Source organism: Methylomonas sp. 2F7 (genome assembly GCF_057126975.1).
Genome location: NZ_CP195203.1, coordinates 817,159 through 832,901, shown reverse-complemented (window position 1 = coordinate 832,901; position 15,743 = coordinate 817,159). Strand labels below are relative to the sequence as shown.

The 15,743-nt window shown below is 44.2% G+C and carries 13 protein-coding genes and 2 pseudogenes; 8 read left to right on the top strand and 7 right to left on the bottom strand.

Annotation, left to right across the window (positions count from 1 at the left end; all coding sequences use genetic code 11):
- Positions 1 to 171: 171 nt before the first annotated feature.
- From ACR64Q_RS03920 to ACR64Q_RS03890, 7 genes are all read left to right on the top strand, one after another.
- Positions 172 to 948: a S1 family peptidase gene (locus ACR64Q_RS03920; RefSeq protein WP_313733642.1), complete on the top strand. Its 777-nt coding sequence runs from the start codon at positions 172 to 174 to the stop codon at positions 946 to 948.
- A 31-nt stretch (positions 949 to 979) separates the two neighbouring features.
- Entirely contained in the window at positions 980 to 2,368 is a 1,389-nt protein-coding gene (locus ACR64Q_RS03915; protein ID WP_026603795.1) for a TIGR03013 family XrtA/PEP-CTERM system glycosyltransferase, read from the top strand.
- Between the two features lie 163 nt (positions 2,369 to 2,531).
- A complete protein-coding gene (locus ACR64Q_RS03910; protein ID WP_313733641.1) occupies positions 2,532 to 3,599 on the top strand; it encodes an adenine nucleotide alpha hydrolase family protein in 1,068 nt (355 codons plus the stop codon).
- Between the two features lie 16 nt (positions 3,600 to 3,615).
- Positions 3,616 to 5,388 carry an AMP-dependent synthetase/ligase gene (locus ACR64Q_RS03905; protein ID WP_313733640.1) on the top strand — a complete coding sequence of 591 codons (1,773 nt, stop codon included), beginning with the start codon at positions 3,616 to 3,618 and terminating at the stop codon, positions 5,386 to 5,388.
- Between the two features lie 106 nt (positions 5,389 to 5,494).
- On the top strand, positions 5,495 to 6,640 hold the full coding sequence (locus tag ACR64Q_RS03900; RefSeq protein ID WP_313733639.1) for an SDR family oxidoreductase: 1,146 nt from the start codon (positions 5,495 to 5,497) through the stop codon (positions 6,638 to 6,640).
- A 190-nt stretch (positions 6,641 to 6,830) separates the two neighbouring features.
- The gene (locus ACR64Q_RS03895) at positions 6,831 to 7,601 is read left to right on the top strand and encodes a PEP-CTERM sorting domain-containing protein (protein ID WP_313733638.1); all 771 of its coding nucleotides are present in this window, start codon (positions 6,831 to 6,833) and stop codon (positions 7,599 to 7,601) included.
- 217 nt (positions 7,602 to 7,818) lie between these two features.
- A complete protein-coding gene (locus ACR64Q_RS03890) occupies positions 7,819 to 7,965 on the top strand; it encodes a transposase (RefSeq protein ID WP_313733637.1) in 147 nt (48 codons plus the stop codon).
- A gap of 11 nt (positions 7,966 to 7,976) precedes the next feature.
- On the opposite strand, the pseudogene ACR64Q_RS03885 reads toward ACR64Q_RS03890, so the two are convergent.
- A pseudogene (locus tag ACR64Q_RS03885) lies at positions 7,977 to 8,500 on the bottom strand (IS3 family transposase); the annotation flags it as partial.
- A gap of 70 nt (positions 8,501 to 8,570) precedes the next feature.
- On the opposite strand from ACR64Q_RS03885, the pseudogene ACR64Q_RS03880 reads away from it, so the two are divergent.
- A pseudogene (locus tag ACR64Q_RS03880) lies at positions 8,571 to 9,675 on the top strand (IS3 family transposase).
- A 34-nt stretch (positions 9,676 to 9,709) separates the two neighbouring features.
- On the opposite strand, the gene ACR64Q_RS03875 reads toward ACR64Q_RS03880, so the two are convergent.
- From ACR64Q_RS03875 to cysC, 6 genes are all read right to left on the bottom strand, one after another.
- The gene (locus ACR64Q_RS03875; protein WP_409521208.1) at positions 9,710 to 9,856 is read right to left on the bottom strand and encodes a hypothetical protein; all 147 of its coding nucleotides are present in this window, start codon (positions 9,854 to 9,856) and stop codon (positions 9,710 to 9,712) included.
- 259 nt (positions 9,857 to 10,115) lie between these two features.
- A complete protein-coding gene (locus ACR64Q_RS03870; RefSeq protein ID WP_026603786.1) occupies positions 10,116 to 10,379 on the bottom strand; it encodes a transposase in 264 nt (87 codons plus the stop codon).
- 238 nt (positions 10,380 to 10,617) lie between these two features.
- Positions 10,618 to 11,496, bottom strand: coding sequence for a hypothetical protein (locus ACR64Q_RS03865; RefSeq protein ID WP_483823273.1), 879 nt, complete (start codon positions 11,494 to 11,496; stop codon positions 10,618 to 10,620).
- 98 nt (positions 11,497 to 11,594) lie between these two features.
- Complete coding sequence (locus tag ACR64Q_RS03860; protein WP_313733636.1) at positions 11,595 to 13,994, bottom strand: VanZ family protein; 2,400 nt, start codon at positions 13,992 to 13,994, stop codon at positions 11,595 to 11,597.
- Positions 13,995 to 14,006: 12 nt separating this feature from the next.
- On the bottom strand, positions 14,007 to 14,960 hold the full coding sequence (locus ACR64Q_RS03855; RefSeq protein ID WP_313733635.1) for a DHHA1 domain-containing protein: 954 nt from the start codon (positions 14,958 to 14,960) through the stop codon (positions 14,007 to 14,009).
- 1 nt (position 14,961) lies between these two features.
- Positions 14,962 to 15,585, bottom strand: a complete 624-nt coding sequence (gene cysC / locus ACR64Q_RS03850; protein WP_313733634.1) for an adenylyl-sulfate kinase — start codon at positions 15,583 to 15,585, stop codon at positions 14,962 to 14,964.
- Between the last annotated feature and the right edge of the window lie 158 nt (positions 15,586 to 15,743).

Sequence of the window (15,743 nt, the reverse complement as noted above, 5' to 3'; positions counted from 1 at the left end):
CTTGGTCAATGCCCACTCGCGTTGTTCCAGGCAGAAATTAAGCGCTATGTATGCCGGTACCTGTCTGTCAAAGTGTAAACAACTGTTAATTCACGACGACGCCCGCATTCATGCTAAGTTAGACTAAACTTTCCAAGCTGTGCCAATTAAGGCCCCATAACTCCTCTTGCCATGAAAAACCAAACACTGTATCTCTTGGCGCTATATATCGGAATATCCACCATCGCCACCAGCCATGCCGATGAAATTAACCTCCCCGACATTCTTACCCGAGTCAAACCCGGAATAGTAGCCATAGGCACTTATATGCCAACACGAAACCCGCGTGCGGTTTTCCTGGGCACCGGCTTCGCCGTTGCCGACGGCAGAAAAGTGGTTACCAACGCTCATGTAACGGCAAAAAAACTAGACGAAGAGCACCTCGAGCGTTATGCGGTTTTTTATCGCCACGAGCAAAAAGAGCAAATGCAAATTGCCGAACTGACCGTGACCGACGAAGATCACGATCTGGCACTTTTAAAGGTAGACGGCGGAGTATTACCCGCGCTGGAAATCGGTGACTCCCTGAGAGTGCGGGAGGGCGAGCAATATGCATTCACCGGTTATCCTATAGGTATGGTGCTGGGTTTGTATCCTGTCACCCACCGAAGCATTATTGCGGCTATCTCGCCGAATGCCATACCGGCAATCGCCACGCGACAGTTAAATGTCAATATGCTGAAGCGGCTACAGACGCCTTTCAATGTGTTCCAATTAGACGCCACTGCCTACCCCGGCAACAGCGGCAGCCCCTTATACGACATCAATTCCGGAAAAGTTATTGGTATCATTAACAAAGTCTTTGTACAGGGGAGCAAAGAAAATGCCATATCCAATCCCAGCGGCATCACCTATGCTATTCCCGCTGAACATATCAAGACGCTTCTAAACCAGAATGCCGTCAAATAGTTATTATTCAGGAGTTACACGGTAGCCGTATATGATAAGAATTTTTCGACATTACATTTCCACTGCCTATCTGTGGTTGCTCATGGCGGAATCGTTAGTGTTTTATTTAGCCATGTATTGCGGCGCGGGCCTAAGATTTTTATACACAGCGTCCTGGTACTCCCAACCCGAGCTTGCCGCCTCAGCAACGGTTTATTCCATCGTATTCATCGCTAGCTGCTCCGGCCTAGGCTTATATCGGAAAACACTGGATAAAGAAGAATACAATATCCTACAGCGTATCAGTTTCAGCTTCGCCGTTGCGGTATTCATACTGGCTTTCATCTATTACATCATTCCGGATTTGATGCTGGCGCGTAGCGTCTTGATTTCCGCAATTATTTTTTCTTTTGTGGGCTTGCTGTTAACACGTTATTTATTTTATCGCTTCGTCAATCTGGATAATTTAAAACGCAGAGTGTTAGTGGTGGGTTGCGGCCAAAGAGCCGGAGAACTCAGCGTCGTTAATTCCAGCTATATTTATAGAGGATTTGAAATAGTCGGTTACATCACGCTGGAGGACGAACCAATAAGCGTGCCCCATGCGATTGCGCTCAACGAAAAAATCAGGCTAACCGATATTGTCGAAGCCGCTAACGTCGATGAAATAGTTATCGCTGTGGATGATCGTAGAAAAAAGCTGCCCGTTGAAGAACTGTTGGATATAAAAATGTCCGGCGTGCAAATCATGGACTTGCAAACCTTCTACGAGAGAGAGCAACGATTGGTTTTTCTAGAGGCGCTGAGCCCTAGCTGGCTGATGTTTTCCGATGGTTTTGTGAGCGGCGGACTGCGTCCTATCGTCAAGCGCAGCTTCGATATTCTAGCCAGCCTGTTGCTACTCTCCGTAAGCTGGTGGCTAATGATCCTCACCATGCTGGCAATCTATATCGAAAGCGGCTTTGGAGCACCGGTTTTCTATCGACAAAAACGTGTCGGCTACCGAGACATACCCTTCGATGTCATTAAGTTTCGCAGTATGCGTATCGACGCTGAAAAAAATGGCGCGCAATGGGCGAGCCAAACCGATGATCGCGTGACTCGCGTCGGCAAAGTGATTCGTAAATATCGGATAGACGAGCTGCCTCAGCTGCTAAACGTATTAAAAGGCGATATGAGCTTTGTTGGCCCGCGCCCGGAGAGGCCGGAATTCGTTAAAGGCTTTGAAGAAAATATTCCCTACTACAAAGAACGGCACCGGGTAAAGCCAGGCATTACCGGCTGGGCGCAATTGTGTTATCCCTATGGAGCCAGCGAATACGACACCCGACAAAAACTGCAATTTGATTTGTATTACGTCAAAAACTACAGCCTGTTTCTGGACTTGACGATAATGCTGAGCACGGTGGAAGTCATTTTGTGGGGTAAGGGAGCAAGATAATTTCTTGGCTCTGTAGTAAGAGAAACTAGCAATCAGCTTCACAATCTAAAACTACAATTTTTAACTGGCTTTACTAGTTTAATTACTCGCAAAAACTAAATTCATTCGAGGCCTGCAAAAACCTCTTAACCTTAAAAATTTACCAATTTCCGGCGAGGTGAACATGGCCAGCTGTAAACAATGCTTGATTTCCGATGCAGTACCCGAAATAACCCTGGACGCGAATCGCGTTTGTAATCTTTGCCGGGATTTTAATCCTCAAGACCAAAGACAAGAGGAAGAGAGCCGCAAGGAGCGAGAGCTCGACCTGGAAAAGGCGCTACGAGACTGTAAAGGTCAAGCGGAATATGACTGCCTAGTGCCAGTCAGCGGCGGTAAGGATAGTCTTTATTTGCTTTACAAATTAAAGGTCGAACACGGTCTAAAAATCCTGGCATTCACCACCGATATTAATATTCCTCCAATCGCCTGGGATAATATCCGGCGCACACTCGGTAAACTCGACATTGACCATCTGGTATATCGCCCATCCGATAACTTCTACCAAAAGGCTTTTCGCTATCTCTTAAAACACCAAGAACCGAGAGGCGCCGTCTACACAGTATCGTATGTCTATGCCCCGCTATTCGAAGGCGATGCAATCAAACTCGCCATGCAAAAAAACATACCGCTAATTCTTGCCGGATACTCGCCCGGGCAACCCGAACCGGAAAGAATGCTCTACGAATTCTCCAGAAAGCTGATTTGCGAAGTTGACTGGACGCCGCCGGCATTGAAAACCTGCGGCGAATTCGATGAATATGAATTGTCCCGCTTCTTCAATCCCAACAACTTCCCCAAAGGTACTCTGTTTCCACGCTATTTAGCCCCTTATCATGCTTGGGAATATAATCAGGAAGAAGTGATGCAAAAAGTGGTCGAATTGGGCTTGGTCAAGTCAAGTAAGCACGCCAGTCCGATCTTTAGCAACTACCCGATTAACTGGTTGCTAATGTACTCCGACTTAAAACACTTTGGCTACAATCCTTATCTGCCGGAATTCGCCGCGTTAATTCGTGAAGGCAAAGCCAATCTGAAAGAGTGGAAAATTTTAATCCCGTTGGTCGACTTTATGATCAAAAACAAAGTCTTCTTGGGCAAGGATGTCAGAACTAGTCTAAATTGGTTGGGAATGTCGGAACACGAACTAGCTATTACCGAGCCTAAAGGGGCTTACGACCCGCCTGTATGACTTAAATGGAGACCGTATGAGTCGATATAAGACACTTCCCGATTTATTAAAACTCAGAGCGAAGGAACATCCGGACGAGACAGCGCATTGGATTCTTAATACTGATGGTACTTGGCATGCGATAAGTAACTTAGAGTTTTATCGGAAAGCGATGGATTTATCCTGGAAACTCAAAGACCTTGGCGTTAAAAAAAATCAAGTGGCAGCGATCATGGCTACCACCTCGCACGATTGGGAACTAGTCCATCATGCCTTTTTAGCAATGGCTGGGATTGTGGTCGGTATCGATCCGAACGAGAATCCCGACCAGTTAAACGCCATCGTAAAAATTGCAAATACTAAAATACTGGCAGTAGACCACATCGAATACTTGGGTAAGTTTCAAGACCTTAGCCAATTCGAAACCATTATTGTGTTTAATGCTGCCCCATTGGAGGATCAACCAGATAAGCTTAAATATATAGACCTCTCCCTGACCGCAACAGGCAAACTCAACGACACTCCGCAACCCGATATACTTCAGCCTTCGGATATCGCCACCATCCTTTTCACTTCAGGCACTACGGGAACCCCAAAAGGCATAGCCTATCGACATGATCAAATCATTGCCGCTATCGACGCAATATTGCAAACTTACCCTGAGTTAAACCATCAGCCGTGTCATTTAGCTTGTTGGCTGCCGCTTTCCAACCTTTTTCAACGTATTGTAAATTTATGTGCTTTAGCAGGCGGAGCCGAAGTCTACTTTGTGGAACAGCCGCAAAAAATCATCGAATACCTGCCAACAATAAATCCGCACATATTTATTGCCGTTCCGCGTTTTTATGAAAAACTTTATCAGGGATTTGAAACTAAGCTAAATCAACAACCGCAGCTTATTTCTCAATGCCTACGATATTCCCTTAAAAAGGGTGAAAGCCAAACTGCTATCGGCTTGCTCTTCCGAACCGCCAATCGCCAAATTTTTAAATCATTTACCGCCCTTTTTGGCAAAAACATAAGGTATATGGTGAGCGGATCGGCAGCCATGCCACTATGGTTGTTACATCGCTACCAAGCCTTGGGTCTGTTGATTCTAGAGGCTTATGGCCTGAGCGAAAATGTGGTGCCTATTGCCGCAAATAGACCTTCGGAATACCGTTTTGGCACGGTAGGCAAGGCCTTACCCGGCAATACCATAATCTTGGCGGAAGATGAAGAACTACTGGTTAAAGGCATAGGCGTTTTTGATGGCTACCTTGACGACCAACACCCGGAAAAGAGTGCCAATGAATCGAAATTCCTTCCGACAGGTGACTACGCAAAAATCGACACACAAGGCTTTATAAGCTTGACTGGACGCAAATCCGAAGTTTTTAAAACGTCAACCGGTAGAAAAATAGCACCCGTTGCGATCGAGTCGGTACTCCAAAACAACATGGCTGTAGAGCATGCTGTTGTTTTTGGCGAAAACAGAAAGTTCTTGGTTGCTTTGATAACCGTTGGCGATTCAAATATCATTAAAGACCAATCTATAACCACTTATGCGCAAAAAGTCGCTATCAATCTAACGGCGGCCATTGCCGGTCTACCTGAATATAAACGCCCGGTCGGCATCATTTTTTCGTTTAAGACCTTGTCGGTTGCTGAGCAAGAGCTAACGACAAACCTGAAGCTTCGGCGTAAAAATATCCGACACAAATACGAAAATTGGATAAACGAACTTTATAACTTGTTGGAAGACCCAAAATCGACCCTCCATTCCCAACCAATTTCAGCTAGTCCCGATATCGTGCTATTGAAACTTTAGTTTCAATTACAATACAGATCAGCTAAAAATTCACCACTACTGCGAAAGCGGTGATTCTGGATTTTTAGACGTCGGCAATATTCAATCCATCAAGGAGTGCCCTCATATGGCAAAAAGAATTTTTGTTACTGGTGCCACGGGTGCAGTCGGCAGTGCCTTGGTGCCCTTACTTTTGGAGGAAGCTGATAACTTCGTGTGGCTGCTGATCCGCGCTGAATCCTCTGAGCATTTAAAAAATCGTCTCGAAGAACTATTCCTTTTTTGGAATCTGGATAAGGAACAAGAAACAAGCGCCAGACACCGTGTCATCGCTTTACAAGGCGATGCCGATCTTGAAAAATTTGGAGTATCTGAAAGTGTTTACACCGAAATATCTAGCCAATGTACCCACATTATTCATTGTGCGGGCGTTGTAAGAATGAATTTGCCCTTGGAAGTGGCCAGACACCATGCGCTGGGCTCCGCAAAAAGCGTTGTAGAACTTGCCCTAGCCTGTCAAGCGTCGGGAAATTTACAAAAAGTTGAATATGTCAGTACCGTTGGCGTTGCCGGCAAAATGTCGGGGGTCGTCCCGGAAACTTGGATCACCCAACCGAGGAGCTTTCACAACACCTATGAGCAATCCAAAGCCGAGGCCGAAGATTATCTTCGCCAAAAAATTGAACTTTACAATTTGCCGGTAACCGTTCACCGGCCCAGCATGGTTGTGGGCGACTCAAAAACCGGAAAGATTATCCACTTTCAAATTTTTTATTACTTGTGCGAATTCATTTCAGGATCCAAAACTCATGGCCTGCTACCTAATTTAAAAGACGCCACGCTTGATACAGTGCCGGTAGATTATGTCGCACGCGCGATCCAATGGAGCGCCGATCAGAGGACGGTTGCAACGAACAATATCCTTCATCTTTGTTCGGGTCCGCACCTATCCATGCAATTGATCAATTTGCAAAATTTGGTGCGCGACAAGATGCGTGAAGTTGATATGCCTTTGCCGGCTGTTATTGCCGTATCGTCAGTATTTTTTACAGTACTTCTGCGAGCGATGATGCCAATTGTTAGTCAAGCTACTTTGCGCCAACTAAAAACCGTTCCGATTTTTCTTGATTATTTGGCTGATAGGCAGATTTTTGGCAACGATAAAACAATCCATCTGTTTCAAGTAAATGGTGGTCCAGACTTGCCGCCGGTTAAAAACTGTTTGGAGCTTGCTATAACCCATTATTTACAAACTAAAACGGGTAAAAAATAAACTCTCGTAACGCCAGCGGCCAAAATCACTCTGCATTAGGAAACAAGAGCAAGCCTGTCGGGAATTTTTACATCTGAAATTCTTAAAAAAATAACTTATTGTTTTATAGGTATTTTTTATATGGCACGCTTTCTGCTTTAAGTAAAACGTAAACCAACACTCTTAACAACCCATTAAATCAGGAAATTTTATGAAACACTCAATTGCAAAGCTCACATTGGTGGGCGCACTAATCGCACCAAGCGTATCTTTTGCTGCCAGCGTCGGCGGAGTAACTTGGAACGAGGCTAGCGGCTTCGACTTTACTATGAATGGCACAATCTGGGAAACAGAAGCTAACGCTGTTGGCGATGTCGTTAACTTTTACGGCACTGTTTCAAATGTCAACGGCGCAACAAATTTCGTTGCTCTTGGTGCAGAGCTGAGCTATTCCGGTTCATTTACTTTGTCTCAACAAGGTAACTTCGACGGCGATGCTTTCGGCGAAGCGATTTTCAATGCGGCGACCATGACGTTTTATTATGATTCATCCGCAGATTTCGATGCATCAAATTTAGCCTCAGCGACAGACGGTAACATCTGGCTGACACTGACCGGACATAATTACGACGCATACGGCTTGGGCGCTGCCTTCTTGGGTGCTATCTATGCTGATTTGAATGGCGCATCCATTACAGCAATCGGTGACACAGGTAGCGGCTACGGCGCATGGGACGTGTTGGGCGGTCAAGCAGCACCATTCTTTGATACAAATACAATCGCTGCTATCAATGGCGTCTCAGTTGGCGCGAGCAATGCAGACTTCACATTCTCCGACAGCTTTCAACCATCTGGCGTTCCTGGTCTGCTGACCGGTACTGGTGAACTAAGGGGCAAAACTGGTTCAGTTCCTGAGCCAGGCTCACTGCTTTTGCTGTCTGTTGGTTTGTTGGGAATGGGCTTACGTAAAAGCTACCGCTAATAAATCTGGCGGGATACATTTGCTATAACGCAATTAATCCCGCTTTTTGTTAAAGCTTAAAGAGCCACTTAAGTCCTTAAAAAACTTAGGTGGCTTTTTATTGGCTTGCTACATGTACATGTCCTAGCCACTCTCATACATACCACGCTATATTGAAATGGTCTAATAATCCCGGACACTTATAAAGGCAGAATTTATACTGCTAGCGGAGGTGACCATGAGTAACGACAAAAAATACAATAGATCCAAATACAGCCTGGAATTCAAACAAAATGCCACCAGACTGGTTCTGGAAAAAGACTACAGCCAGCAACAAGCGGCCGATCATCTGGGCATATCGCAAAGTGATCTTGCCCGGATTTGAAGGACACTAAACTAAGGGATTTTTTTAGCTACAAATACTTCCGGGCTGACATAGCCCAATTTGGAATGAAGCCATCTTCGATTGTAATACACTTCGATATATTCGAACGCTTGGTACTTGGCTGCTGATCGGGTTAAAAACCGTTCACCATGAATCGCTTCGACTTTAAAGCTGTGGTTCCAACTTTCCATGGCGGCATTATCATAGCAATCGCCTGTCTTGCTCCTGCTACAAATCAATTGGTGTTTGGTGAAAAGCTTCTGATAAGCGGCAGAGCAATGCCGACTCCCCGCTCCGAATGGACAACCACACCTTTTGGAATTTGTTGACGCGATAACGCCATGATCAAGGCATCACAAACCAGCGTTGCCGTCATTCGCTCGCCGATGGCCAAACCGATTACTCGACGTGAATAAAGCTCAAGCACCACCGCTAAATACAACCAACCTTCTTCCGTCCAAATATAGGTGATATCCGACACCCATTTTTGATCAGGGCCGTATGCCGTGAAATTTTGTTCCAACAGATTCGGTGCGGTAATCCCCCCCTGAAAAAAGCAGCGTTTAAAAGTAGAATTTTCTCGTAACAGACGAAGGAAGTTTTACATGAAGACCTCACGATTTAGTGACAGCCAGATTCTGGCGATTTTGAAGCAAGCGGACGCCGGCACGCCAGTGCCTGAGATTTGCCGGGAACACGGTGTTAGCTCTGCCACGTTTTACAAATGGCGTTCCAAATATGGCGGCATAAATGCGTCCTTGATGGCACGCCTGAAAGAACTCGAAGACGAAAACCGGCGACTGAAGAAAATGTATGCCGAAGAACGGCTAAAGGCCGAAATTATCAAGGAAGCCTTGGAAAAAAAGGCCTAACGCCATCTTGCCGACGCGAGATGGCGCAAACCCTGTTGCAAGCTAAGCGGGCCAGTCTTCGGTTGGTGTGTTCGGCTTTAGGCATCAGGCAGAGCGGTTATCGCTATCAGTCTAAGCTCTCGACGGAAAACGCCGAGATTGCCGACTGGCTGAGGCGTCTGACGGACACCCATCGCACGCGGGGCTTTGGATTGTGCTACTTGTATTTGCGCAATGTGAAAGGCTTTCGTTGGAATCACAAGCGGGTCTATCGGATTTATCGAGCACTCGAACTCAACCTGCGGATCAAGCCTAAAAAGCGTTTAGTGAGGGAAACCCCGCAACCCTTGGTTGTTCCGGACCGCATCAACGCCGTTTGGTCGATAGATTTCATGCACGATCAACTGGCTGATGGGCGCGCGTTCCGCTTGCTCAATGTCATTGATGACTTTAATCGGGAAGGCTTAGGGATAGAAGCGGATTTTTCGTTACCAACGCTGCGGGTCACCCGCACCTTTGATCGCATCATCAAGCACCCATAGGGCATAAATGGCGCGGAAAACCTGACGCCATTCGCTGCGACAATGGGCCGGAATACATCAGCGAGACGCTAAAAACCTGGGCCGAGCAACAGGGAATCCAGATCAACTATATCCAACCGGGCAACCCGTAACAGAATGCCTACGTTGAGCGCTATAATCGAACGGTGCGTTACGAATGGCTGGCTAAGTATCTGTTTGACTCAATCACCCAGGTTCAGGATTTTGCCCAACGCTGATTATGGACCTACAATCATGAACGGCCCAACATGGCTATTGGCGGCATCACGCCAAAACAAAAGTTGGCACTCGCCGCTTAACCTCTACTTTTAGACTCTGCTCAAAATGGAGGGATTACCGTGCGACCAGTATCGAGTGGTTTCTGTTCGTTATCGCCTTGTATTTCTTAGCCGCTTTCGCTCTACAGTCATAGCTTCGCATGATTCTGGCTACGCGGTGTCGGCCCGCTGATTTGCCTTCGTCTTTTAGCCGTTGTGTAATTCTGGGCTAACCAAGACGGCCTTTCTCATCCTCAAAAATACGTTTAATATCATTGGCTAGCCATTTATTGGCTTCGCCTCTGCGGAAAGCGGCTTGTGTTTCCAGAGTCGTAGTAGCCACTCCGTGAGACCGCTAACAGGCGACACATGAGACCCATGAGACCCACAGGAAATTGATCTTCATTGGCTTTGATCATGGCGTACTTCACTTGGGCTGTTTGGCAAACTACCCACAGGGCATAAATACGCTGCCGCCTTTTTTAAAAAGGCGACTTCCTCTTCCAGTCGGGCGTTTTCTCGTTTAAGCCGCGCCACTTCGGCTTGCTGTAGCGTTGATCTTCGAAGGGCTGTCCCGTTTGGCGACTTTTGGCTCGCCAGTTGTACAGCATCGATTCGGCGAGCCCTAAATCTTTGGCCTTCTTTGGTATGCCATCCTTGTCGGCACGCTCCAGGGCCTGTTCTTTAAACTGCGCGGTATATTTGTTGCGTACAACGGGGATCTTTGATTTGTTTTCAGCTTTCATGATTTTCCTCGGGGTTAGAGATTACTCTCTTAGCCGAGTGTCCGATAGATGGGGACAAGATCACTCTGATCGAATTCGAGCGGGAGTTTTCGAAACACGCTGCCTAAACCGGTGTCCGGTTTTTATTGACCATTTCAGCCGCTGACAGACCGATAGGGGCAAGTTCAATAGCAAGAACCTATCCCGACTTTTTCCATCAAAAGATGTACAAGATTTCTTAATGTTTTTGGAGGCGCAGTTATCTTAAATCTTGCTTAACAAAAAACCTGAACATCCGCCAAACCGAACCAAATCCCATTAATGCCAATAAGCTGTATATAAAATTCTTTATCGTCAAGTATTCTAAAATATATTGAAGTCGCCCAGTGTCGACATCTTCTTTTCTTGCGAAATTACGTTGAGAAAAGTCAAGTATAACCTTGGAATTAGTATTGGAATCTTGATTTTTACTACCCCCATCGCCGTCAGGTTTCCCAGTTATCCCAAGACTGCTCTTGAAAACCATCATAGCATTCAGATTCTCATCCACCCCGATAAATTGTTGTAACTTTCCCAACAAACTGCTGCTACTTAAATCATACCCGACCATGCTAGCATATATTCTGTCATCAATATCTTTAAGATCGTAATACGTCCAAACTAATTTGCTATATATTCCTTCCCCAAGACCATCTCGTACTTCATCCAGGAATTTTTTAGACGAAAATACATCATCGGAGTAATTGTAGTTTTCTATACCCCCAACAAAATTGGTATCAAAAAAATCTCGAATAAAAAAGGAATCCTGCGTAGTTTTATTAATTTTTTCCTGCTGACGAAATATAGGTCGTGAAATCGAATAATCATCAACAGCGGGTTCGCCCGGAGAAACCTTGCCTCTGATGTTTTCGACGCCTATTTCATGATCATGGATTTTAGCAATATCTTTTTTAATACCAACCGAACTTAGAATATCTTTAACACCATCTGGAGCTGATTGAATCTTCTCTTTGTCATCTTTTTCTTTAACATTATCTACGACAAGATCAGCCTGAACACCCATCGCTACCACATTAGTAAAGAATATGCTCAACAATGCCATCAGCATAAGTGCGAATGGAAAACCTCTAAATATCATGCAAGACTACCCAATCGCAAAAATACATATCAATTTAAAAAACAGAATAAAAAATTAAAATTGCCACTTGGCAAACAAAAGAACGACTAAGTACTTCATTACACGCCTCTTTGACTATTTAATTGCGATGAATATCTTGACGCAACTACGTTACGAAAAATCATACACAGCGGAGCCTGAGCCATAAAAACCAATGAAATCAGCCCAAAGTGCGCCACAAAAAAACGCGCCTTTAATATATCGCCAGAAATTAAATGACTTCTATCAGTACTTAACAAAAATTGCATAGCCGAAAAAACAGTATCATATTTTAGAATAAACTGTTCAGTCCCCCAACTTAACAACTGATAGCCTAACCAAAAAGAAATTATAAATAATAATCCGATAACAATAATGCGCCGATTTTTATTAAAAACTGATAAAAACAAAATGGACGAACCTAGCCAGCCGACCAGAAAAAAATAAATACCAATACAGATGACCGAGAAAGAATAGCCACTATTGATCATTAACTCTGTTAGGTTGTCCGTCGCAGCTTCAATAACCACGACCCAATACCCAAATGGCAGTAACAAAACTATCCAAAACAAACCCAAAATAAAAAGCCGCACCAACTGTCGGGTTGAAACCACCCAAAAAAGCGCCGCATGAGTGGCTATCAATGAGATTAAGGAATAAACACCAAACAAACCTAAAAACCGAAACGCTAGCTCTAGCTCTGCGGGGACACTCAAAATTGGGGATCCCAACACATCATGTATACTTTCTAGGGGAACAATAACCCTTACCAATATCCATGCTATCAGCGTATGTACTGCTAAAAAACGAGCATAAAAAAAAACTTCTCCCCTATCGTTTTTCAATATATTCATCAAAGAAAATAGCGGATATGCAAAGCACCAATAAATCAATATAGCTATGCCTAAAGCACTGACGATTCGGTATTCTTTCGAAAATAACTCCCTCACATTGTAAGGCATAGCCTCAGAGCCACTGACAAATATCAACGCACCAAAAGTCACAAATACAGATACCACTGCCAGCAAAAATAGGAGACTCCCATTGGTGTAGCTTGTTTTATTTATTGGACGACTCACGGGAGCCGAGCCTTCAGTAAAATTAGTCTGCGATCTTGAAATCGTAAACAAAACCTCATTTTCCAGCTTGTTTTTAGACTCCGGCAAAGAAGGTTTATTCAATTGCAGCAGTTTGACCACCGAATAACCGAGATATCCTCCAAAAGACTCTAAAATAACATCTGTGATATCAACATTTTTATTTGGCAAAAACAATTGCACAAATTCAATGCTCAAAGCCGTCAAAACTATTACTGCTAAGAAAATGATGTTTACTTGATGACGGCCAATAACAGACAGAAAAGCATACCCCCCTATCAATCCAAAAGGCATAAAAAATAAAATTTTATGAAAAACCTCTGTAATAGCTCTGAATTCCGTACCATAATAATAAGCGTAAAAAGGTACTCTAAAAAACTTATCACTCCAAGTTGAAAGCCTTATATAACTCCATTCAAAATCGTAAGGGTACAAAAATACAAAGCCGACAACCAATACCCATAAAAAATACGCTAAACACGCATATAAAACAGTGAATCTATGATAAGTTTTCAAACCACTACTGCTTCCAACCAAAGCAAGTCTATTTGAATCTAAAACTATCAATTGCACGCCAATAAAACCACCCACCAACGCAAGGAAAATGTCCGTAACATCGGTAACCCTGCTGTATACAAACAGTTGGAAAAACTCAATTATAGCTGCCGAGAAAAAAACTCTTTTTAATAGATCGCCTTTACCCAAAGGCTTCAACTTATACCATAGCCAAGGAATTGGCAGCCATAATATGACGTCAGACAAGCAATCATATATATCTCGAAAAGCGTCTCCTTTTAACCCAAAAAATGGCAGTAAAATAACGCGCCCTTCATGCCATTTATGATAAAACTCAACAGGACTTAGGGTTAAATCCAGCGGCATGACACTGTAAAAAAACATACACCCCAAGTAGATTTGCAAATAGGGAACTGAATTGGTTTTATTTATTTGCCAATTTTCCAACCAATTGACAAATCTTTCACCAAGAATCCACCAAGCAAAAACACCAATAATGGCTCCCAAAGTTTCGGCTATTATGTCGTTTAAGGACACTGTTCTGGGAGGAAAAAATAACTGAGCAAACTCAATAGTCGAACAAAGCAAAAAACTGCCTATCAATACAAAAAATGACGACACGCACCTGCCAAAAATTTGTTGTTTTAGGGAAAGCATACCCAGCCAAAGAAAGGCAAGCGGTATAAATAGCAGAATATTGGCAACCCAATCTGCTCTTGAGGCAATACCCAGTGTCAAATACTCAATATTCTGAAAACGAAACCAAGCATCGCTTAACGAAATACTATTAAATTGCCATGGCACCAAACTGCCATAAACGACAAAAATCGTATAAACAACACAAGAAATTAATAAGCTATTTTTCACAAAAAACTTGGCTCATTGATATTGGCTTTGAAAAGCGGCTACAAAATTGCTCAACTGCTGGTATGGAATATGATTAATACCTGCCGCTGCCTTACGGCCGCCACCGGAAAATAAGGCACATAACACATCTGCGCCAACTTTATTATTCAATGGGGCTCTAACACTAATTTGATAACCTCCCCTTTGATTGTTGCTAACGATTGCGTGAGCCCTATCCGGGTACTGATTAGCCAGTTGATTCCCCCACACACCAGATACCCGCCTTGCCCATTTTTCATCGGGCAAAATATATACCGAGATGCTGTCTGTCTTATATTCAGCGTCAACTTGTGCAGCTAGACGCATATCCTCGTTATAACCATTAAATAATTGCTGACAAACTTCCGCCTTATCTCTGATAAAGTCAAACGGCGATATATAACCTTCCAGCTGCCTATAGAGCATATCCGGAGCAAAATATAGATCATCGATACACGTACCGTAAGCGTTGTAATTGATAGCGATTCCCAGTTGCTTTAGTTGAAGCAATTCTTGGGCCGTTAAATTAAGTAACTTAGCGGCTTCGCTTGCCGAAGCATCCAAATTATCACCAAAAGCCCCTGTCACAGCCCACTCGGTAAAGCGTTGCTTTAAATGTATGTTCATCAATAAACTTGTGCAAACATTCGCATCAGTGCTTATTAAAGAGGTTAGACCCTGGTGAACTGGAATTTCACCTGCATAATGGTGATCCATGTAAAAAATACTGACACCTTTGTTAAGGAGTTCGCACAGAGGCAGGCGATTCTTATCGAGAGAGATGTCTAGCACAACTATCTGATCGCCTACTTCAGCGCAAACTCGACTTAGCAAATCGATGTCGCGCTTGACCCCCGTAACAAGTGTCGACTCCAAGGGACAAGCCAGGCGCAACTGTAACAACGCACAAATACCATCCGCATCGCCATTAAATACGTCGATATTCACTTTACATTTCTCTTTGAGTAGGAGCGATAACACCACGCAGTTCGAGCATGTTCATCACTTGATCGGCACACATTTCCAACTCATAAATCCCGGTATCTATTATCAAATCGGGTTTTTCCGGCACTTCATACGGCGAAGATATACCGGTGAATAGCTTGATATCGCCTTGCCGCGCTTTTTTGTATAGGCCTTTTACATCCCGCTGTTCGCACACAGACAAATCGCAGTTGCAGTAAATTTCGATAAAATCGCCGTGCGGTACCAAATTTCGCGCATACTGCCGTTCGGCCCGGAAGGGCGAAATAAAGGCAGTTAACGTTATCGTACCGGCTTCCAGCATCAGTTTGGCGACTTCGGCAATTCTACGGATATTCTCCTGCCGGTCTTGATGACTAAATCCCAGATCGCCACATAACCCTTGGCGAACGTTATCGCCATCCAACACAAACGTTCGACACTTTAATTGATGCAAACGCTCTTCGACGGCATGAGCCAAGGTTGACTTGCCGGCCCCGGACAAGCCGGTAAACCACAAAATAGCGGATTTATGCCCGTTTAGTGCCTCTCGGCGACTACGCGTTACCGTGGCATGATGCCAAACAGTATTTGAGCTTTGTTTATCCATTTAATTGAACTCCATAATTGTTCCACCAAGACTACTTCATCGCAGGCAAACGATGCAATCCTCTTCAACAAATCCGGAAATCTCTCCGATTGCTTAAGCTTCTGCTTCATTCCCGGATTTCGCGGCAAGGATGGTCACAGAATATTTAAAAGCCAAAT